19 protein-coding genes are annotated in these 22,393 nt (G+C 51.3%); 16 read left to right on the forward strand and 3 right to left on the reverse strand.

Going from position 1 to position 22,393, the window contains the following annotated elements; translation table 11 throughout:
• Positions 1-47: 47 nt before the first annotated feature.
• Positions 48-296 (reverse strand): hypothetical protein, encoded by a 249-nt coding sequence (locus NST43_RS07760; RefSeq protein WP_173138591.1) that lies wholly within the window; start codon positions 294-296, stop codon positions 48-50.
• Between the two features lie 270 nt (positions 297-566).
• Between NST43_RS07760 and NST43_RS07765 the strand changes: the two genes are divergently transcribed.
• Positions 567-1,412, forward strand: a complete 846-nt coding sequence (locus NST43_RS07765) for a PRD domain-containing protein (protein WP_209991291.1) — start codon at positions 567-569, stop codon at positions 1,410-1,412.
• 229 nt (positions 1,413-1,641) lie between these two features.
• A complete protein-coding gene (locus tag NST43_RS07770) occupies positions 1,642-3,504 on the forward strand; it encodes a beta-glucoside-specific PTS transporter subunit IIABC (protein WP_339223555.1) in 1,863 nt (620 codons plus the stop codon).
• 121 nt (positions 3,505-3,625) lie between these two features.
• Here NST43_RS07770 and NST43_RS07775 read toward each other — a convergent pair whose 3' ends face one another.
• Complete coding sequence (locus NST43_RS07775) at positions 3,626-4,666, reverse strand: HD-GYP domain-containing protein (protein WP_209991288.1); 1,041 nt, start codon at positions 4,664-4,666, stop codon at positions 3,626-3,628.
• 159 nt (positions 4,667-4,825) lie between these two features.
• Positions 4,826-5,074 (reverse strand): MoaD/ThiS family protein, encoded by a 249-nt coding sequence (locus tag NST43_RS07780; protein WP_209991286.1) that lies wholly within the window; start codon positions 5,072-5,074, stop codon positions 4,826-4,828.
• Between the two features lie 153 nt (positions 5,075-5,227).
• On the opposite strand from NST43_RS07780, the gene NST43_RS07785 reads away from it, so the two are divergent.
• The 14 genes from NST43_RS07785 (at position 5,228) to NST43_RS07850 (ending at position 22,054) form a co-directional block, all read left to right on the forward strand.
• A complete protein-coding gene (locus tag NST43_RS07785) occupies positions 5,228-6,667 on the forward strand; it encodes a bifunctional UDP-sugar hydrolase/5'-nucleotidase (protein ID WP_209991284.1) in 1,440 nt (479 codons plus the stop codon).
• A gap of 74 nt (positions 6,668-6,741) precedes the next feature.
• Entirely contained in the window at positions 6,742-7,563 is an 822-nt protein-coding gene (locus NST43_RS07790) for an undecaprenyl-diphosphate phosphatase (protein WP_339223559.1), read from the forward strand.
• A gap of 58 nt (positions 7,564-7,621) precedes the next feature.
• Positions 7,622-8,728: an HD-GYP domain-containing protein gene (locus tag NST43_RS07795; protein WP_209991280.1), complete on the forward strand. Its 1,107-nt coding sequence runs from the start codon at positions 7,622-7,624 to the stop codon at positions 8,726-8,728.
• Positions 8,729-8,899: 171 nt separating this feature from the next.
• Positions 8,900-10,039: a radical SAM/CxCxxxxC motif protein YfkAB gene (gene yfkAB / locus NST43_RS07800; protein ID WP_339223561.1), complete on the forward strand. Its 1,140-nt coding sequence runs from the start codon at positions 8,900-8,902 to the stop codon at positions 10,037-10,039.
• A 12-nt stretch (positions 10,040-10,051) separates the two neighbouring features.
• A complete protein-coding gene (locus NST43_RS07805; RefSeq protein WP_339225366.1) occupies positions 10,052-11,416 on the forward strand; it encodes a hemolysin family protein in 1,365 nt (454 codons plus the stop codon).
• A 311-nt stretch (positions 11,417-11,727) separates the two neighbouring features.
• Positions 11,728-11,943: a spore coat associated protein CotJA gene (locus NST43_RS07810; RefSeq protein ID WP_209991276.1), complete on the forward strand. Its 216-nt coding sequence runs from the start codon at positions 11,728-11,730 to the stop codon at positions 11,941-11,943.
• Positions 11,944-11,946: 3 nt separating this feature from the next.
• Entirely contained in the window at positions 11,947-12,213 is a 267-nt protein-coding gene (locus NST43_RS07815) for a spore coat protein CotJB (protein WP_209991274.1), read from the forward strand.
• A 49-nt stretch (positions 12,214-12,262) separates the two neighbouring features.
• Complete coding sequence (locus NST43_RS07820; RefSeq protein ID WP_036692823.1) at positions 12,263-12,832, forward strand: manganese catalase family protein; 570 nt, start codon at positions 12,263-12,265, stop codon at positions 12,830-12,832.
• Positions 12,833-13,004: 172 nt separating this feature from the next.
• Positions 13,005-13,886 (forward strand): Rpn family recombination-promoting nuclease/putative transposase, encoded by an 882-nt coding sequence (locus NST43_RS07825; RefSeq protein ID WP_339225367.1) that lies wholly within the window; start codon positions 13,005-13,007, stop codon positions 13,884-13,886.
• 439 nt (positions 13,887-14,325) lie between these two features.
• The gene (locus NST43_RS07830; protein ID WP_339223564.1) at positions 14,326-15,510 is read left to right on the forward strand and encodes an acetyl-CoA C-acetyltransferase; all 1,185 of its coding nucleotides are present in this window, start codon (positions 14,326-14,328) and stop codon (positions 15,508-15,510) included.
• Between the two features lie 34 nt (positions 15,511-15,544).
• Positions 15,545-16,285: an acetoacetate decarboxylase gene (locus NST43_RS07835; protein WP_339223566.1), complete on the forward strand. Its 741-nt coding sequence runs from the start codon at positions 15,545-15,547 to the stop codon at positions 16,283-16,285.
• 39 nt (positions 16,286-16,324) lie between these two features.
• Positions 16,325-16,993, forward strand: coding sequence for a CoA transferase subunit A (locus NST43_RS07840; protein WP_339223567.1), 669 nt, complete (start codon positions 16,325-16,327; stop codon positions 16,991-16,993).
• Positions 16,986-17,642, forward strand: a complete 657-nt coding sequence (locus NST43_RS07845) for a 3-oxoacid CoA-transferase subunit B (protein ID WP_339223569.1) — start codon at positions 16,986-16,988, stop codon at positions 17,640-17,642. The genes NST43_RS07840 and NST43_RS07845 overlap by 8 nt, the downstream gene beginning before the upstream one ends.
• A 98-nt stretch (positions 17,643-17,740) precedes the next feature.
• Positions 17,741-22,054 carry an S-layer homology domain-containing protein gene (locus NST43_RS07850; RefSeq protein WP_339223571.1) on the forward strand — a complete coding sequence of 1,438 codons (4,314 nt, stop codon included), beginning with the start codon at positions 17,741-17,743 and terminating at the stop codon, positions 22,052-22,054.
• Positions 22,055-22,393: the final 339 nt, after the last annotated feature.

A 22,393-nucleotide genomic window follows, 5' to 3' on the forward strand; every position in this document is an offset into this window, starting at 1 on the left:
GTCCCCGATGTGAGGGAGGGGCTGCTTCTTTTTTTATTATTTAAGCGCTACCCCGGCCGTTTGCCGGACCTGCCGCTTACCCGGACCTCCAATAGTTGTGCGCTAATCTCCTGCTGCCAGGCGGTGTCTTGTGTATCAGCTGCCAGCAGCCCTTCCATATGGAGGCGTGCCATCTCCCAGCAATAGACAGTGTTGATATGCAGACAGTGCTGAAGCTCGTCTTGTTCAGCCGGAGCCAGCGGCCGCTTCAGACTCAGAGTGTACAGTTCAGCCAGGCGCTGATGAACCGCAAGCATAATTATCTCCTCCTTGTATTACTGTCTGCTTTTAGCGTGACCCTGAAGATGCGGTTTCAAACCAGAATGATGTCTAATTTGAATATTCAAATCATTAGAATAAATAAAGTTCTTGAAATCGCTTTTATTTATGCTACAATAGCAGTAATACAGGATTGTGACCGGTAACGCGGGCAATGCCTAAGCTGATGCGAGTATCATTTTATGAATGATATTGGGATCAACTTAGGCTTTTTTTGTACAAACTAAGCGTCAGGGGGTGAAATAGAGATGATTATCGAAAAGGTGCTGAACAATAATGTGCTCCTGACCAAGAACCAGAAGGGCAAGGAAGTTATTGTGATGGGCAGAGGAATTTCCTTCAATAAGGTTGCGGGTGATTATGTTGATCCTGCCAAGGTGGACAAGATTTTTCTGCTGAACGAGAATGAATTCACAGCCCGGCTGACCGAGCTGTTGAATGATATTCCGGTGGTTCATCTGGAGCTGGCGAGCGGAATCGTAACCTATGCCAATGAAGTGCTGCGCACGGAACTAAGCGATAATCTCTATCTGACGCTGACGGATCACATTCATTTCGCGCTGCAGCGTTTCGAGAAGGGAATTTTGCTGAAGAATGCGATGCTGTTTGAAATCAAACGTTTTTACAAAAAGGAATTCGGGATCGGGCTGGATGCATTGAAGATGATTGAGGAGACTACGGGTCTTGCGCTTGGTGAAGATGAAGCCGGGTTCATTGCCCTGCATCTGGTCAACGCCAGAATGGATGGCACTGAGGTAAGGTCTACCATTAAGATGACGGAGATCGTTCAGAATATTCTGAACATCGTTACCTATCATTATAAGGTGGTACTGGATGAGAATTCGCTGAATTACTCGCGGTTTCTGACCCATCTGCAGTATTTTTCCATGCGGATTTTGAAGAAGGAGACGAACAACAGCGGTGAGGAGTTTCTGTATAACCAGGTGAGGCAGACCTATGTCAAGGCTTTTGAATGCGTGGGCAAGATCAATGAATATCTGGAGAAGACCCATGGACAGAGCTTAAGCAAGGATGAATACGTCTATCTGACCATTCACATCCAGCGTGTAACGGACCGCAATAGTCTGGAGTAACGCGTAACATCAACAACCATCCTCTATAATTTCATATTTTCATCGGGCAGGGTGTAACTGGTAATGCAGGCAAAACCTGAACTGATGGCAAAATAGCGTGTACGGACGCCTCTTTTGCCTTGAGTTCAGGTTTTTCTTGTTTGCAGAGGGGAAAGATAGAACATTGCTGGCACAAATCGCCTCTGCAGCGATGCTTATAATACAGATTGTCAAAAAGGAGCAAACTCACATGAGTAACAAAGACTTATCCAAACAAATCATTACACTCGTTGGCGGAGAAGGGAATGTGAATTCCGTCTTCCATTGTGCCACACGTTTAAGATTCAAGCTGAAGGATAACAGCAAAGCCAATAAAGCAGCGCTGGAGAAAACTCCGGGAGTCATTACAGTAGTGGAGAACAGCGGGCAATTCCAGGTGGTCATCGGCAACAATGTCAGCCAGGTATTCGAGCAGATTATGAAGGAAACCTCACTTCAGGATGCGGAGAAAAGCGGCAGCGACGAGAGCTCGGAAAGCACCGGAGTTCTGGGCAAAGCGGTGGACATCATTTCGAGCATTTTCTCACCGATTCTGGGTGCACTGGCCGGGGCAGGGATTCTCAAAGGCTTGCTGGCTCTGATTCTGTCCCTGAAGTGGATTGACGCCACCAGCGGAACTTACATGATCCTTAATGCAGCTGCCGACAGCGTATTCTACTTCCTGCCTGTATTCCTGGCTGTTACGGCAGCGCGTAAATTCAAGGCGAATCAGTTCGTGTCCATTGCTATCGCCGGAGCCTTGATCTATCCCGCTGTCGTTGCGGCCGTAGGCTCACCTGACCCGCTGCACTTCCTGGGGATCAAGATTGTTCTCATCAATTATTCCTCCAGTGTAATCCCGATTATTCTGGCGGTATGGGTACAATCCTATGTGGAAAAATGGTTCCGTTCCTTCATTCATGAGTCGGTCCGGAACATTCTGGTTCCCATGTTCGCACTGCTCATTGTTATTCCGCTTACGTTCCTGGCCTTCGGACCTGTAGGTTCACTGATCAGTGACGGACTCGCTTCCGGTTATACTTGGCTCTACAATCTCAGTCCGCTTGTGGCCGGAGCCATTGCCGGGGCGTTCTGGCAGGTATTCGTTATCTTTGGTGTACACTGGGGCTTCGTGCCGATCATGCTCAGCAACATTGCTACAATTGGACACGATACGATGCTGCCGATTCTCAGTGCAGCAGTGCTGTCACAGGCCGGGGCAGTCTTCGGCGTATTCCTGAAATCGAAGAACCCGCAGCTTAAGGCGCTCGCCGGTTCTTCTACACTATCTGCAGTCTTCGGGATTACTGAGCCAACAATTTATGGAGTCACTCTGAAGCTCAAAAAACCGTTCATCTACGCCTGTATCTCCGGCGCTATCGGCGGTGCAATTATTGCAACAGGCGGCGCAAGAGCATTATCCTTCTCGCTGCCGGGTCTGCTGGCCCTGCCGACGTATTTCGGCACAGGATTTGTCTGGGTAGTCATTGGTATACTGGTAGCATTTGTATTGTCCGCTGTACTGGTGTTAGTTCTTGGGTTCAAGGAGCCTGAGACAGAAGCTGCGGCATCGGTTAACCCAGGCGGAACCTCGGGTACGACTACACCGACGCTGATTGATAAAGAACTGGTTGTAAGCCCGCTGGCCGGAACGCTGCAGCCGCTCGACACCCTGCCTGACGAAGCTTTTGCTTCCGGCGCTATGGGCAAGGGCATTGTCATTGAGCCTTCTTCAGGCATCTTGACCAGCCCTGTGAACGGTACGGTAACTACTGTATTCCCGACAGGCCATGCCATAGGCATCACATCGGATAGCGGCGCAGAGCTGCTGATTCATGTCGGTGTTAATACCGTGAAGCTTAAGGGTCAGCATTTTACCAAAAAAGTGAAGGAAGGCGACAAGGTGGTCAAGGGTCAGCTATTGCTTGAATTTGACCTCGAAGCCATCCGTGCAGCCGGATTTGTAACCGCGACACCGGTGATTGTGACCAACTCGGCACAATACCTCGATGTGCTTAAGAGCACAGGAACGGAAGTGCCTAGCGGCGAACTGCTGCTCACACTCATCCGGTAAAATTATTGGGGTTATAACTACTGTCATATTACCCGCGAATAAGGGCTGTCCCGGCTTGGCCAATTAATGGCTCACTCGGGACAGCCCTTTTGTGTGGAAAATGCTCAGGTAAAGCTACTCACTACTCCATATAAATCTCAACGACGGCAATTTTGCGTTCGCGTGACAGGTCAAGGAACTTGCCTTCGCTCTGCACAAGCGGACGGAAGACATCCAGCGGATTGTTCATCACGATGACACCCATATCACCGGTGCTCAGCAGGACGCGCTTTCCGATGAAGTTAGGCATCAGATGATTGATGAAGGCCTGGACCGGTTTGCCGTTCAGCTTGCCGAAGCTGAGGGAGTTGATCTCGCGCAGCACGGAAATCAGCTCCTGCTTGGACTGATAGACCCGGTTAGTGGTCATGGCACTGTAAATATCCGCAACGGCTGCAATCTGGGCGTAAGGGTGAATATCTGTCTTAGTCAGCTGCCGGGGATAACCGGAGCCGTCCTCACGTTCATGATGCTGCAAGGCAACCAGAGCTGTGAAAGGATCATTCATGGAATTCTGTATGATTTCGTACCCGTATACCGTATGTAATTTGATCTCTTCGTATTCAGCAGGCGTTAATTTGCCGGGTTTGTTAAGAATCGCAGGGGAGATGCGGCATTTGCCGATATCAATCAGGTATCCCGCACGCCCGATCTCATAACACTCTGCCTTGGAATAGCCGAGCCACGTAGCCAGATAATACGAAAGCATGCCAACCTGAAGGGAATGGTTATAGGTATAATTATCCTCCCGGTCCAGCAGCAGCAGGAGTGTTACAACATCCTTGTGTTTGTCTAGCGAGGATAAGGTCGGCTGAAGAATATCATCCACTACGGACTGATTGAAGCTGCCCTTGCTGAGCGCTTCCATATATAGAGACTCAAAACCGTCAATCGTGGTATCGAAGCTGCTGGTTGCGGCCTGAATGATTGAGGTGCGGCTGGAAGGGGCGGGCTCTTCCTGTACCGTGTCAATATCCACATAATCAACGCCGTGCTGTATCAGCTTGGCGATTTCCTCCATTTGCAGCCGTGATCCCTTAGGGAGTACATGCAGCCCGCGAGAACTGAAGGTATCCATCCGCAGATGATCACCCGGTTTTAGATCCATTACGTGTACTCTCAATGACTAGGCCACCTTACTATAGCAATTTTTTACAGCATAGCAACAAAGGCCGCAATATTCAATGGTGTAAGAGTACTGATTGTTGCTTGCGGATTGTGCAACCCGCTGGTCCTACCTTGCTCTGAAGCTGTGCAGATTCGCGGAAGGAGAGCGGTGAGGTTAACCGCCGGATACGGGGGGAATGAAGGCCACCTCGGAGCCTTCGGTAATATCCGTATCATCAGGCGCATATTCCTGATCAACGGCAACCAGGGATACAGCGATCTGCGGCGCGGCAGCGGGATAGGAGGCGGAGAGGAGTTCCTTCAATCTGCCGGCTGTCAATGGGGACTCGTGGGCATGGAAGACCAGCGTAGAGGAGCCGATGATTTCGGCCAGCCCGGCGAACAGCCGGATGGATAGATGCATGCTTCATTCACCCTTTCTGGACTTAAGCTAAGGACAGCTAATAATGATTACAATATACCATATTGAGTCTGAAAATGTTATGCTAACTCTAGAACAGCACAAGCCTGCCGCTTACTCTATAAACGGCTGTACAAGTGGGAGGGAAGCCAGCTTATGAAGCCTGGGCCGCAAAGATTAACCATTATTCATACCAATGATATACATAGCCACTTTGAAATGATGAGTCCGCTCGCGGCTGTGATATCAGCCATGAAGACTGCGGCAGGCGAGGAGCCGGTGCTGCTGCTAGATATCGGCGATCATATGGACCGCGCTGCTGTCGAGACGGAAGGCACGATGGGACAGGCCAACATCGATATTATGAATCTGACCGGATACGATGCGGTCACCATCGGTAACAACGAGGGCCTCACCTTCTCCAAAGAGATGCTCTCAGCCATATTCACAGGCATCCAGTGTCCTGTAGTATGCTGTAATTTCCTGGAGTCCGCAACGGGTGAGCCGCCGCACTGGATGCAGCGCCATGCCATTCTGGAAAAGGACGGAATCAAGATTGGGCTGACCGGTGCTACGGCAGCGTTCACCTCCTTCTATTCCCTGCTTGGCTGGGATGTGCTGGACCCGGAAGAAGCGCTGCGTGAGCAGGTTCAGCTACTTGCCCCGCAGGTGGATATCGTGATCATCCTGTCTCATCTGGGGCTGCCCGCAGACCAGAAGCTGGCAGAGAAGCTCGAAGGCGTGCATGCCATTCTGGGCGGGCACACCCACCATATGCTGGAGCAGCCGCAGATGATTAACGGGACAGCCGTCTGCGGCGCCGGCAAATTCGGCCGGTACGCCGGACGGGTGGTCTTCGAGCGGGAGCAGCCGGATGAAACGTTTCGCCTGGCAGAAGGAGGCTGCACGGAAGTCGGTCCTGCCTTGACAGAGGAGATGATTGCTCCGGCGGCAGCAATCCATCTACAGCGCGCCCGGGAGGCCCTGCAGGAGACGGTTGCCATCAGCGACCGCATGCTCCCGCTGGATCTGCAGGGGGAGTCTCCTTTTGGCAACCTGCTGGCACAGGCGGTCCGCCACTTTACAGGCAGCCCCATCTCGCTGGTCAATACAGGCCAGCTGCTCGGGCCGCTGCCGGAGGGCAACATCACCGCAGGCATGCTGCATGCCTTATGTCCTTCACCGATTAATCCTTGTATTGTACAGCTCACAGGCAAGGATATCCGCACCGCACTGGAACAGAGTCTGATGGCAGAGTTCCGGAATAAGGTCATCTACGGATACGGCTTCCGGGGAGAGGTGCTGGGCACTCTGGCCGTGGACGGATTAAAAATCTTGTACGATCCAAGGGTCATGCCTTATGATAACGGTATTGCAATTTTTGCTGGCGGGGAGATGCTGGAGGATACGAAGGTTTATAGTGTGGGTACGTTGGACATGTTTACTTTCCGCACGGGCTATGAGAGTATAGCGAATGGCCGGGAGGCGGTGTATCTGCTGCCTCATTTCCTGCGCGACCTGCTGCGGATGGAGCTTCAGCGGCCGGGGAGTCTGGATGAGAGTGAAGCTGTTCGCTGGGAGAGGGAATCCACCTGATGATCACACCCTGTTTTATCAATATGGATAGTACCCGCTGTACCGATTTCATTGAATAGATCAGGAGGAGTAATATGGATACAATTACAGCCATTATTCTGGCAATTGTGGAAGGAATCACGGAGTTCATTCCGGTTTCTTCGACGGGACACATGATTCTAACAACTAAGCTACTAGGCTTCAACGAGCAGGATTCGATTATGAAGACGTATGAGATCGTGATTCAGCTGGGGGCCATTCTGGCGATTGCGCTGGTCTACCGCCAGCGGATTGTGAACCTGCTCGGATTCGGCCGCAGAGACAGAGGAGGCGTAATGCCGGCATCGCGTCTGAACCTGATTCATGTGCTGCTGGGTATCGTGCCTGCGCTCGCTGTAGCTTTTTTTGCAAGGGACTTTATCAAAAGCCTCTTCGGGGCATCCACCGTCCTCTGGGCGCTGGTAGCAGGCGGTATTCTGATGATCATTGCCGAATGGGTCAACACACGCAAGATCCGCGTGACGGCGCATGATCTGGATGATCTGTCCTACGGGCAGGCATTGTCGATCGGACTGTTTCAGATTATTTCCGTACTGTGGCCCGGATTCTCCCGCTCCGGCTCGACCATTTCCGGGGGGATGTTGAGCGGGGTGAGCTACAAGGCCTCAGCCGACTTCTCCTTCCTCATCGCGATTCCCATTATGTGCGCGGCCTCGGGGTATGAGCTGCTGGATTCGTACAAGAATTTCACAAGTGAGACGATCGGGTATTTTGTCATCGGCTTCATTATTTCCTTCATCGTGGCCTATGTGGTGGTGGTTCTGTTCATGAGAATGATCCAGAAGATCAGACCGACGCATTTTGCTATCTACCGCTTTATCCTTGCAGCCGCCTTTTGGCTGTTTATTATGCGTTGATCCTCAGCTTGGCATCACAGAAAAGCAATTTTACCGTTAAAGGCAGGAGTGAGCCAAGGTGCGTCTAGTATCGATGAATCGGCTTCAGGCGGGAATGAAGCTGGGTAAAAAAATATATAATGATGAAGGGCTGGTTCTGCTTGCGGACGGAGTGGAGCTTACCGATGCCTTGATCAGGCGGCTCGCCAGAATCGATATCGGCTATATCTATATTGAGGATTCGCTCACGGAGGATATTGTGATCCATGGAATGCTGCAGGATGAAACGCGCAATCAGGCGCTCAAGGTGATCCGGAACCAGTTCCAGCAGATGTCGGGCGCCTCGGGGATTACCAAAGGCTTCTATCATCTGGACAAGAAATTCTCCAAGATCATGGACTCGATCCTCGACGACATGTCGCTGCAGGAGGACCCGATGATTATGCTGCTTGACATGCACACGGCTGACAATTACCTGTATGTCCATTCCCTGAACGTATGCTTGTATACGCTAGTGCTGGGCATTGCCCATGGCTACAGCAAAGAAGAGCTGCGGGTCATCGGACTCGGTGCGCTGCTGCACGATATCGGCAAGACGCAGATTCCTGTCAAAATTGTACAGAAGCCCGGCATGCTCAGCGACGAGGAATTTCGCCATATGCAGGCGCATACCGAGATCGGATACCGTATCCTCAAGGAAGAACCGAATATTCCTCTGCTGGCGGCTCACTGTGCCTTGCAGCATCATGAACGGATTGATGGTTCCGGCTACCCGCGCGGCCTGACGGGTCCGCAGATCCATGAATATGCGAAGTGGCTGGGCGTAGCAGATTCCTATGATGCGATGACCTCCAACCGGATCTACAAAAAAGCGATGCTGCCCCATCAGGCGGTAGAAGCATTGTATGTCGGTTCGGGAACCCTGTACGAGCAGAAGCAGCTGGAGTTATTCAGAGACCGCGTGGCCATCTATCCGCTGGGGCTTACGGTGAGGCTCAGCTCCGGCGAGAGCGGTGTGGTGGTCAAGATTGATCCCAGCACGCCGCATCGGCCTGTTGTCCGGGTGCTGAATGGACCCGAAGGCGAAACCGTAACGCCCTATGAGCGTGACCTCAGCAAAGCTCTTTCTGTAGTCATTGTGGATGTGACGGACGGGGGAGAACCTGTAGTGAAAAGTACCGGATAGATGTTCTGTGCAGCGAGGAGAGAATATGGGCACCCTGCAGAAATTGCGGAGCTGTATTCTCCGCCTTGCTGTTTTTTTGAGTAGTCGTGGTATGATATAGCATAAGTTATCGTTCTTTTTCTTTTGTTTTGGGTTAATAATAAGGAATAAGCATTAAAGGAGCATTAAGAAATGAGTATATTAGAGCCATCATCTATAATCCCTGTAAAAGAGCTGTCGCCGGAGTATGATCCGTGGGACCCGATTACTTCGCTCCGTGAGTACGGACAGCATGTGCTGACCAGTGTGGAGATGACGGTTACGAATCTATGCAACATGCGCTGCGAGCATTGTGCTGTCGGCGACAGCCTCACGATGAAAGAGGGGGAATTGCTTCCTTTAACCAATATGCTGAAGCGTCTGGAGGAGGTAGAGCATCTGCAGACTATCAGCATTACAGGCGGGGAGCCGATGTTCCGTGCCGGAACGGTGGAGAATACCATCGTTCCGCTGCTGAAATATGCACGGGGGCGGGGCATCCGTACACAGATTAACTCCAATCTGACCATGCCGTATTCCCGCTATGAGCAGCTGCTCCCTTATCTTGATGTCATGCATATCTCGTTCAATTATGTGAACGGCGATGACTTCCATGAGGTGGGCTTCGCCAACAGCGGGCATCCGGTCTCGAAGGAGGCCGCCTACCGGCTGTATGACACGATGCTGGAGAATTCGCGCCGCCTGAGCAGTGACGGGATGTTGATCTCCGCCGAGTCGATGATCAACTACCGTACACATACTAAGCTTCCCGAGATTCACCGGCTGATCGGGGACATGGGGGCAAGACGGCATGAGGTACACCCGATGTACGCATCCAGCTTCGCCTCGAAGCTGCCTGTGCTGTCGCTCCGGGAGATGAATACTGCCATTCATTCCCTGCTTGATCATCGTGACCCGGAGATGTGGATGCTGTTCGGCACGCTGCCGTTCTTCGCCTGCAGCTTCGTGGAGGAAGACCAGAAGCTGCTGCACAGACTACGCAGCGAGAAGAATGTAACACTGCGCAATGACCCGGACGGAAGAAACCGGGTCAATGTGAACCTGTTCACGGGCGATGTCTTTGTAACGGACTTTGCCGACATATCCGCTTTTGGCAATATCAGCAGCTCGAAGCTGGATGACATTTTCACCGAGTGGCAGACTAAGCATCCCTTGAATCAGCAAGTGAACTGTTACTGTGATGCAGCAGGCTGCTGCGGACCTAACCTGCTTGTAGCCGATATGTATTATCCTGGGGTCGATTTCAAAACAAGAAAAGCGATCACTTTGTAGAAATGGGGCGTTATTATAGTGCATACGGAATTTGACATAGGAAGATTAGTGCTTAATCTTTTGCTCGTTCTGGTGCTCGTATTATTAAATGGGATCTTCGTTGCGGCGGAGTTCTCGCTGGTCAAGGTCAGACAGTCTCGTCTGACCCAACTCGTCAGCGAAGGTAACAAAATGGCCGGATATGCATTGAAGGTCAACAAACGGCTGGATTCGTATCTGTCAGCTACCCAGTTCGGGATTACACTCGCCTCGCTTGGACTCGGCTGGGTCGGAGAGCCGGCCATTTCTGAGCTGCTTGTGGAACCTCTGATGTACCAGCTAGGCGTTACAGATCAGACGTTAATCTCTACGGTATCTGTGATCATTGGTTTTTCCATTATTACCTTTTTACATATTGTGCTGGGGGAGCTCGCACCGAAATCTCTGGCTATCCAAAAAACAGAAGGCTCGGCACTGCTGCTGTCCGCTCCGCTGATGTTCTTCTATAATCTGTTTCTGCCCTTCATCTGGGTGCTGAATGCGTCAGCGAACGCTCTGCTGAGACTATTCGGCGTGGAGCCGGCCAGTGAAGCTGAGGCTGCCCATTCGGAGGAGGAAATTCGCATTCTGATGAATCAGAGCGCGAAGAGCGGGGTCATTGATCAGGATGAGATGAAGCTGATGGATAACATCTTCGAATTCTCGGACCTGCTGGCCCGTGAGGTGATGCTGCCGCGTACCGATATGGATGTACTGTACAGCAATCTTTCGCTGGAAGAGAATATGCGGATTATCACGGAAACGAAGCATTCGCGTTATCCGGTGGCCTTAGAAGATAAGGACCGGATTATCGGCTTCATCCATATCACAGATCTGCTGTTCGCCCCGCCAGAGCAGCAGAATGATCTGACTTCTCTGGTCCGGCCGATTCTGAACGTGCCGGAATCGATGGAGATCAGCCATGCGCTGCGGCTGATGCAGAAGAATAAGGCCCAGCTGACGCTGGTCGTAGATGAGTACGGCGGAACTGCGGGGCTGCTGACCGCTGAAGAGATTCTGGAAGAGATCGTCGGCGATCTGCATGACGAGTTCGAGGATGAACGCCCCAGCGTGGAGCGTAACGGGGATTACATCTCCGTGGAAGGCCGGCTGCTGATTGAAGACGTCAACGATCTCACAGGCGTCGTGATTGAGGATGACGAGGTGGATTCCATCGGCGGGTGGCTGTTCAAGGAGCTGGAAGGCAACCCGTCCAAGGGTAAAAAAGTAGTGGTTGGCGATGTCACCTTCGAGGTGGAGGAGTCCACCCGGCTGCGGATCACCCGGATCAACATCCACCGCGAGCCCGCGCCTGAGCCTGAAGAGGATGCGGAAGGCGGAGAAGAGGAGAAGGAGTAAGTAAAGCGGATGCGGGATATCCCCGCGAATGCACTTTTAAAGATAGCAGGGTACTTCAGAAGCCGGGTAGCAGGGCTTTTGAGGACCCTGTTTTTTGTTGCGCAGGAATGATGATTATCGGCGCTTATAGCTGTACTATTCCCACTCGTTTGCCGCAAGGGGAGCGTTCGCCTGCGCTCCTGAGGGGGATTTTATTCGGCAGCTGTTCTTTTCTACCCTTGGACCGTCATAAGTTAGTTACGAAGGTAACGATCAGAGATATGGACATTCATCAGGCAATGCCGTCAAAACCTTAAGAGGAGGAATGATCATTGAACTCCCAGGACCGCGTATGGACACCGTACAGGGGACCGTTTGATCCTTGTCCGCCGGTGCCGTTCAAGACGTATGTTGTGCCGCCGAACCAATTCGTCACGTTTCAGCCCCCGAATCTCCCGCAGTTCTCTCTGCCGGAAGCGCTCAAGCATGGAACGTTATGGCCATCGCTATACAGCCCTTATGAATCCAAGTTCAAAGGAGGGAGGTAGGCTATGGAAGCTAATCCTTGCGAGCCCCGCTATTACGAGATGCTGGAGCAGCTGCAGGTGCTTGATTTTGCACTGGTAGAGCTGAATCTGTTCCTGGACACTCATCCGCAGGATGTCAAGGCAATCGAGCAGTTCAATCAGCTGACGTATGAGCGCACCAAGTTGGCGAACCAGTTCCAGGAGCTGTACGGACCTCTGCAGAATTTCGGCCGCGCCTATTCCAAGGCTCCATGGCAATGGAGCGAGAGTCCCTGGCCTTGGCAAGTCTAAGGCATGAAGCCGGCAATGAAATAAGCCTTAAGGAGGGGGAAGTTCACGAATGTGGATCTATGAGAAAAAGCTGCAATACCCGGTGCGTGTCGGCAAATGTGATGTGCGGATGGCCCGCTATCTGATGGAGCAATACGGCGGTGCGGATGGCGAGCTGGCTGCGGCGCTGCGCTATATGAACCAGCGGTATGCTATACCCGATAAGGTCATTGGTGTACTAACGGATATTTCCACTGAGGAATTCGCACACTTAGAAATGATTGCCACCATGATCTACAAGCTGACTAAGGACGCTTCTGTACAGGAGCTGGAAGCCGCAGGCTTAGGCCCGAACTATGCGCAGCGGGATCATGCGCTGTTCTACAACAACTCTGCCGGTGTTCCGTTCACAGCTGCCTACATTGCGGCCAAAGGCGATCCGATCGCTGACCTGTATGAGGATATCGCCGCCGAAGAGAAGGCCCGGGCTACATACCAGTGGCTGATTGACATGACCGACGATGTGGATCTGCAAGACAGCCTTAAGTTCCTGCGCGAGCGGGAGATCATTCATGCGATCCGGTTCAAGGAGTCGGTGCAGATCTTGATTGAGGAGAAGGATAAGAAGCGGGTGTTCTGAGGATGATGTATACACAAATTGAATAGATAGTTTGAAAAGAAGAGCCGCAGGAGCAACATCTGCGGCTCTTCTTGCATTGAATGCGAACATGTGTGCCTTTTGTTATATTGAATTCCATTAAAATGGGATATGCTCACAAGAAACAAGCAGGATATAACAGGAGGCGACTAAAATAACCTTACCGCATGATGAAGCTTTTAAGAAGCTGCTGGAGACGTTCTTTCAGGAATTTATTGAGTTGTTTTTTCCTGAGCTGGATTCTATGCTGGACTACAGTGAAACCCGGTTTCTGATGCAGGAATTGCTCGTGGATATTGTTGGCGAGGAAGCGCGGGAGCTGGATCTCCTGCTGGAAATCCGGTACAAAGGACTGGACGGTTATATTTTGATTCATCTGGAGCCGCAGTCGTATCGGGACACAAAGTTTCACGAACGGATGTTTATTTACTTCAGCCGTCTATTTGAGCGCTACCGTAAAGAGCATAAGCTGATTATTCCGATTGCGATCTTCACTTCAGATGAGATCAGAGAAGAGCAGGACACCTTGGAGATGGTTATCCCTGAGCATCAGATCCTGCGCTTTCAGTTTCTCAAGGTAGAATTGCGTAAACAGAACTGGCGAAGATTTATTGATTCAGACAATGCAGTAGCTGCTGCGTTACTAGCCAAGATGGGGTATACTACAAGAGAAGCAAGAGATGTGCGCCGGGAGTTCCTGCGTATGTTCATGAAGCTGAAGACACGGCTCGATCAAGGACGGCTGGCACTTGTGATGTCAGTGGCGGATTTATATTTCCAGCCGGACCGGGTCCAGGATGAAGAGATTATAAAAGAATTGATGATACAATACCCGGAGGAGGGTGAAGCGATTATGGAACTCATGCCAGCCTGGAAGCGTTGGGGATACGAAGAAGGTATAGCTGAAGGAATCGAACAAGGAATAGAAAAGGGCCAAGCCGAGATTATCCGTAAGTTACTGCTTCATGGATTTACTCCGGAAGATGTGTCCAAAGCCGTAGAGTTACCGGTAGACGAGATTAAGAAGCTGATGTAAGCAGGGCTCCTCCAAATAACGGAATAATATGCTAAGAGAGCTGCAAAAAAACGCCTCCAGACCCAAGTAAGGGTCGGAGGCGTTTTAAATATGAACTCTTTTGGTATGTTTTCATGCGTTTTTCTGAAATAACCATTAATAACCAGAATATCAAAGGAAATGATAGCATGACTTCGCTCGGCGAGTGTACAAGGACCTATAGGTATTCATATGTAAAATTATGTAATAATACCAATGTTGAGTTAAAGGGAGTTTAGGCTTACACTAAATATGTAAATAAATACCAAATATTCAGATGGAGGAAGGCGATCAAGACGGCTGAGCCGATCAAGCTAATCAAGCTGATTAAGCCGATCTAAGCCGTAACGCATACTCTCTCATACATCGTGATCATACCCGCACGTAAGTCCAATACCATCAGAAAGGAATGTGAGATTTTGTGAACAGAGTTGCATTGGTTAGTCCATTACGGACTGCAGTTGGTTCATTTAACAACGGACTTTCGACACTAAGTGCTACAGAATTAGGAGCGAATGTGATGACGGCCTGTCTTCAGCAAAGCCATGTAGAGCCTGCGCTAGTGGAGCAGATCTATCTGGGCAATGTCCTACAGGCGGGTGAGGGTCAGAATCCTGCCAGACAGGCGGCGCTGCAAGCCGGTATCCCCATTGAAGTCCCTGCAACAACGATCAACACCGTTTGCGGTTCAGGGCTTCATGCCGTCGCTTTAGCTTACAATTCTATTCGGGCTGAACAAGGGAGTATCCTCATGGCCGGAGGGATGGAGAGTATGTCGAACGCCCCATATGTGCTGAGAAATGCAAGAAACGGCTACAAGCTTGGGAACAGCGAGCTGATAGATACTGTGGTCTCTGATGGCCTGACCTGTCCGATCAATAAATATCATATGGGTATTACTGCCGAGAACATTGCCGAGAAATATCATATTTCACGACTGGAGCAGGATGAATTTGCTTATGACAGCCAGATCAAGGCCGCCGAAGCTAAACGGAAGCAGGTGTTTGCAGAGCAAATTGTGCCCGTGATGACCACCACCCGAAAGGAAAGTGTATGGTTCGCGGAGGACGAGCATGTAAGAGGAGAGGTCAGCAAAGAAAAGCTGGCTCATCTAAAGCCTGCTTTTAAGGAAAACGGATCAGTTACTGCCGGAAATGCCTCGGGGATCAATGATGGAGCAGCGGCTGTACTGGTGATGTCGGAGGACAAATGCAAGGAGCATGAGGTAGAGCCTTTAGCCTATATTAAGGGGTATTCACTGGTTGGTGTAGACCCTGCCTACATGGGAATGGGCCCGGTAAGAGCCATTAATTCCCTGCTTAAGGACCAGGGCATCCCTCTTGAGGCCATCGATTTGTTCGAGATTAATGAAGCCTTCGCGGCACAGGCCATAGCGGTATTGCACGAGCTTGAGATTAACCCGGAGAAGGTGAATGTCAACGGGGGCGCGATTGCGATTGGACATCCTGTCGGGGCAAGCGGAGCCAGGGTACTTGTTACGCTGGTCCATGAAATGGTCCGAAGCTCTAAGCATTACGGCATCGCCAGCTTGTGCATCGGAACGGGGATGGGCATTGCCATGCTGGTTGAGAACGCACGCTATTAACACAACTCTGACAGAAAGGGAGTTTGAGATCATTATGAATGCAAAAGAGGTTCTTGTGCTGCAATCCATGCCTGCGGCCAGTCCGGGTTACGGGCGTCCGCCCTACCGCTTCATTGACCGTGAATTTATGGTCATCACTTATGAATCTGACCCTGCTGTGATCAGACAGGCGGTCCCGGAACCCTTACAGCCGGATGGAAGCAATACCGTGTCTTATGAATGGATCAGGATGCCCGATTCGTCGGGTCTGGGAAGTTATGAGGAGAGCGGGATTGTGATTCCTTGTACCTTTCAGGGGGAGCCCTGCAATTTTGTCGCCCAGATGTATCTGGATAATGCGCCTGCCATTCTGGGAGGACGGGAGATCTGGGGGTTCCCCAAAAAGTGGGCCTCTCCCCGCCTGAGCATTGCAGGCACGGAGACGCTAACCGGTACGTTGCATTATAACGATGTCCTCGTGGCCGCGGGAACCATGCCTTACAAGCATAACCTGCTGGATACAGAGGATACAGCTAGAGCTATCGCCAAAACCCAAGTGAATCTAAAGCTCATTCCCGATGTGGATGGAACACCTAAGATTGCGCAGCTGGTTGCCTACACTCTTGAAGATGTTCATGTAAAAGGCGCTTGGACCGGGCCGGCCCGCTTAAGCCTGATCCCCCATGTGAATGCTCCTGTGGCCGATTTGCCGGTGAAGGCGTACCTCGGGGGAAAGCATTTCATTGCTGATTTAACACTGCCCTATGGACAAGTCATTCATGACTATATCCAGTAGTCCTCTTTTATCCAATAATATATTAGGAGCCTGAAATCTATGATAAACAAATTAATCTCCGCCGAAGATGCCGTGAAGAGGGTGAAGGCTGGAGACACCGTGATGGTCGGCGGTTTTCTGGCTGGAGGCCACCCCGAAGGGCTGGTGCGTGCGCTTGTCGAGACGCAGTCAGCCGGTCAGCTCACGCTTATTTCCAATGATACGGGCACCCCGGAATTATCTATCTACAAGCTGGTCAAAAGCGGCCGGGTCAAGCGGATCTATGCCTCCTACATCGGCTCCAACCCGGAAACGGGAAGGCTGCTGATGACCAAGGAAGCTGAGGTGAATCTCTATCCGCAGGGCACGTTAGCTGAGAAAATCCGGGCTGGTGGAGCGGGGCTGGGTGGTGTGTTAACCCCTGTAGGAGTAGGGACGATTGTAGAGGAAGGTAAAAGGAAGCTCGATATTGACGGGAAAGAGTATCTGCTTGAATTGCCTCTCCATGCAAATGTGGCGCTGATCCGGGCCCATAAGGCAGACGAGGCGGGGAATCTGGTGATCGACGGCTCTTCCCGAAACTTCAATTTCGTCATGGCGATGGCGGCGGATTATGTAGTAGCTGAGGTAGATACTTATGTGAAGCTCGGGGAGATTGATCCCAATCATGTCAACGTCCCGGGGATTTTGATCGATGCTATTGTAAAGGTAGGGGATATACATGAATAACCGGGAATTTATTGTGAGAAGAATCGCCAAGGAATTCAAGGATGGCGATGTAGTGAATCTGGGGATTGGTATGCCGACCCTGGCGGTAGACTATATTCCCGAGCATGTCCAGATTATGCTACAGGCAGAGAACGGGATACTCGGTGTCGGCCCCAAAGCGGCGAAGTCAGAGGAGAGCATCGATTGCATCGATTCGGGCGGAAGCTATGTGACTACGATGGCCGGAGCCTGCTATTTTGACAGCGCGCTCTCCTTCTCAATTATCCGTGGAGGGCATGTGGATATTACCGTGCTGGGTGCGCTTGAAGTCGATGAGCAGGGTAATCTGGCAAGCTGGATGATTCCGGGGAAAAAGGTGCCGGGCATGGGCGGAGCTATGGATCTGGTAGTCGGGGCCAAGCGGGTCATTATCGCCATGGATCATGTGAACAAGGATGGGCAGCCGAAGATAATGAAAGCCTGCAAGCTGCCCCTGACAGCGGTTCATGTCGTAAACACGATTGTCACTGAAATGGCGGTCATCGAGGTGATCCCGGGCCAAGGTCTGATACTGATGGAAATCGCACCGGGTCTGACGGTGGAAGAGGTTCAACGTGCAACCGGGGCTGAGCTATGGATCTCACCGGACCTGAAGGGAATAGCTGTCTAGTACAATAAAATTTAATATGCTTACATTGCGATGATTCTACGAACATATTACGCCGTTATGCTGTCTACTAGAACAGACAACAAGGAGCGTGAAGGTTCGTGAGTAATCATCCATTTGTAAAGAAAGTATTGAGCGGGATCTTGGCTATGACGGTTCTGCTTCCCACCCTTACACCTGCTCTATCTCCGTTACCGACTGCTTTTGGGGAGGCGGCGGAGACCAGCGGGGTTGTGAAGGTAGAGGATTTTGAACAGGTGAGCTTAGCGGACCTAACCTTTGACAGTGCCCGCATTCATAGCGGCAGTCTGGCGCTGGAGACGAATCCGAAATACGTACATAGTGGAGCGAAGTCCCTGCGGATTGATTATGACTTCATTGGCATAACCGATAACCCCTCTCAGGTTGCCGTGGGTCCGGCGACTCAGCTACCATTGACTAACCGAACCCCTAAAAGAATCGGGATGTGGGTATACGCCAATCAGGAAGGTCATGGTCTCACCTCCAAGTTCTACGTTTCTTCCACCGGCAAATCCAAAACGTATGAAATCAGGAGTGAAGAGACCGGGATCGACTGGAGCGGCTGGAAGTATGTGGAGGCTGATATAGGGTCGGATCTGACCATGCCGGGTACTCTGGCCTTCTTCTTCCAGATGAAAGAAAGACAAATGAGCAAAAAGAATAAAGGCTCCATTTGGATTGATGACGTCAGGCTGATCTATGATGAGCCGGTTAATGAAGATATGGATGTGCCTGTGCTAACTCCGGCGGCACCGGCTCCTAATCAAACCTTGAGCGCTCCTGTCTCTGACCTTATTCTGTCAGCGGAGGATGCCAAGTCGGGCATTGATCCGGATTCCATCCGGTTAACAGTGGATGGTCAGGCTGCGGCACCGTCAACTTATACCTATGATCTGAATCTTCAGCAGATTACCTATCACCCGGAGCATCCTCTGGCCGGAGGTTACCATCAAGTGCTGGCAGAAGTGAAGGATAGGGCCGGCAATCCGGCAGCGGCAGAATATGCTTTTCAGATTGAGCATGGGGCCAGATTTACCTTGGAAGCCCCGGAGGAGGCTGTCAGTAATGAGACCTACCGGCTGAAGCTGAAGGCGACGGACGTTGGCGAAGCCAAGAGCTTCCATGCCAGAATCAAGTTCGATCCAGAGACACTACAGGCAAATGTGATTACTGCACGCTCCGGCTTGAGCCAGGTGCAGACCCACCTCGATAATACAGGCGGCTATGTTGAAGTCAGTGCGGAGGGACTGCAAGGGGATCAGGCGGATGCGCTGGCAAGTATTGATTTTGAGGTGAACCGGTCTGCGAAAATGGAACGCGGCGAGACGGCAAAGCAGATGGCCATGGTGGAGGGCAGTTTCGGTTATGAAAGCGGGACGCCAGTTAGTTCCTTAGCCTCCCCTCTTCCTTATAAGATCGGGTTTCCTTACAAGATTAGCATCAAGGGATCAGCGCTGCACACCCAGAGTATCATCACGGTTACCTCTCGTGCAGGAGCGCCGGTGGAAGGAGCCGGGATTGATTTTACCGATACCAGCGGTCCTCAGACTTATGTGAGTGTAACCGCCGATGGGTCTAAAGTATATGCCAAAGCCGATCCATCGTCCGCAGTGCTCCTTAATGTTGAGAAAAACGCGCGGATGTTCGCCACAGCAGGCAGTGCCTCCGGGTTCATCAAGGTATATTTGCCGGATGGCAGCAAGGCGGGGTACATCTCATCCACAGATGTGGAGCAGAGTGATCTTACCACAGGAATGGGCTTGACGGATGCCAAGGGAGAGATCCATACGCCCCTGACGAACCTTGCCATTGGCACTTGGAGCGTGCAGGCTGTCAAGGATGGCGGTACCAGCGAGAGTATCAGTATGAATGTTGTAGCTCCGTTTGGCGGGGCAGATCCGCGATATGTGCAGACCTTTGTGACCGAAGATATGATGACGATAATGAGCGTAGGGTGGCAGAGCGCGCCAAGTGTTCAAGAAGCTTACATCCAGTACATAAAAGATAGTGATTGGGTGGACAGTGACTTGACGAATGCTCCGGCAAAAGCAACTGTGCAGCGTGCGCTCTCCGAGGTGGAGGTCATTCCTGAGGTTGCAGGGGGACCTATGGGCGAAATCAAGTTCCATAACGCATTAGTCACGGGTCTTGAGCCGGGTACGGGCTATCATTACAGAGTTGGCTACGAAGGCCATTGGAGCAATTGGTCCAATTACAAGACGGTGGAGGCTGCGCCGGACAAGCCTGTTTCCTTTGTATTTGTAACCGATTCGCATACCAAAGGGGACAATGGGCAGGAGACCTATCAACAATTGATCAAGAATGCGTTCACTAATTATCCCGATACCCAGTTCGTTATGCATGGCGGTGATATGGTCGATGACGGGGCGGTTTTGAATGAATGGAACCAGTTCTGGCAAGCCTCGTCGATCTATACCTCCTCTGTTCCTTCAGCGTATGCCATGGGGAATCATGATGTAAAAGGGGGAGGAAAGTACATTTTCGCCAAAGGCTTGGGGCTTCCCAATAATGGGCCGGAGCTCCAGAAGGAGTATGCCTATTCGTTCGATTCAGGGGATGTGCATTTCGTGGTGCTGAACTCTGAAGCAGACGAAGTCACGATGGGCAAGCAAGCGGAGTGGCTGCGGGAGGATCTTTTAACGAGTAATAAAAAATGGAAGATTGTGATGTTCCACAAACCTGCTTATCATACCGAAGATGGACGCGGCAATCTGATTGAGTACACCCAGACTTATTTTGCCCCTATTCTCGAAGAATTGAAGGTCGATCTGGTGCTGGAAGGCCATGACCATGTATATGCGCGGACCTATCCGATGAGCAAAGGCAAGCCACTGCTGAACGGAGAGCAAGGAACGGTCTATCTGGACGGCGGGGCGTCTGGCTGGAAGTTCTACGATGGAAGCAAATACGAGTATCTGGATTTCATGTTTGATGAGGATGTTCCGGTCTATTCTGCCATTCAGGTGAGCCATGATAAGATCGTAATCCAAGCCCGCACTACGCAAAGCGCAGAATTAATTGACAACTATACGATTGTGAAAAAGGATGAGCGGACAGTGACCTCCGTGGCCGTAGCCCCGGCTGAATTGAAGCTGAATGTCGGCGATAAGCACGCAACGGTGCTTACAGCTACCTATAGCGATAACTCCACTGCCGATGTCACGAATCAAGCGGTATGGACATCTTCTAATGAGCAGGCAGCTACAGTAGACGCAGAGGGCATCATTCATGCCGTTGAAGTGGGCGAGGCGACCATCCAGGCGAATTACGGTAACCTGCCGCCGGTGAAGCTATCGGTAACGGTTCAGACAGAAGGTACGGTGCCTAAGCTGCTGAAGCTGACCGCCGAGCCTGGCACACACATCTTACAGGTGAACAAGCAAGCAGCTTCCGTGATTACTGCGGTATATGACAATGGAGTAAGTACAGTGGTTACAGATCAGGTCCATTGGACGACTTCAGATCCTGCGGTCGCCTCGGTATCGGACAAGGGGATCATTACGGGTATTGCAGCGGGGGACGGGGTAACGATTACTGCTTCCTTCGGCGGCTTAACCATTGCGATTCCCATCGTGGTTGAGGGCGGAACGGTACCGGTGGCAACGCCGACGCCGACACCAACGCCACAATCGGGAGGAACACCGGCAGTAACGCCAGCACCAAAGCCGGCGGTAACACCGACAGCAACACCGTCACCAACAGCAACGACGACACCGGCACCAACACCAGCTATAACTGCCGGTCCCGCAAAGCCAACGGTAACCAGGCCTGTCCTGAAAGACACCTTGGACTTAGATGCGCTTAAATCTATCGTTGCAAAAGGCCGGACGGCTGCAGTTGTCAAGTTCCAGGATGTACCTGCCGTTCTGTGGAGTGCATCATTCATTGATCGTGCAACCCGGATGGGGATGATAACGGGTTACGCGGATGGTTCATTCCATCCTGGAGCCAAAGTAACACGCGCTGAGTTTGCAGTAATGCTCACAAAAGCTTTTGGCCTCACGGGTGCGCAGGGGACCGGATTCTCTGATACGCAGGGGCATTGGGCTTCTATGGCACTTACGGCGCTTCAAGAGCATGGTGTGATTCAGGGCTACGCCGATGGTTCATTCCACCCTAAGCAGGAGATCACCCGTGCGGAAGCTGTGACTATGCTGGCGCGTCTTACGAACTATGTTCCCGGCACACCGGCACGATTCTCCGACCTCCCGGCAAGCTGGGCGGCAGAGCCAATTAATGCTTTCGCTAATGCAGGGATTGTCACAGGGAAAGGCAACGGCGCCTTTAAACCGAAGGATTCTGCTTCCCGGGCTGAAGCCGTAGTGATGATCGTCCGGCTCATGGATAAGCTTGTTGAAGCGGGTGAGGAGTAGGATAAGTAGACAAAGCTAAAGCTTCTGAGCAGACAAGGGCAGCCCCATTTAATCGGGGCTGCTCTTTTTTTTAGCAAGGAAAAGCGGAGGGTAAGGCAGTTTTCTACGATCAAAAATGAGAACACATGTGCTTTTTATTATATTATATTCCATTTCAATGGAATATAATCACAAGAAACAAGCAGTATATAACAGGAGGCGACTAAAATACCTTTACCACATGATGAGGCTTTTAAGAAGCTGCTGGAGACGTTTTTTCAGGAATTTATTGAGTTGTTTTTCCCTGCGCTTTCAGTTTCTCAAGGTAGAATTGCGTAAACAGAACTGGCGAAGATTTAT

Origin of the sequence: Paenibacillus sp. FSL H8-0332, from assembly GCF_037963835.1 — a bacterium.
Classification (GTDB): Bacteria; Bacillota; Bacilli; order Paenibacillales; family Paenibacillaceae; genus Paenibacillus_AQ; species Paenibacillus_AQ rhizoplanae.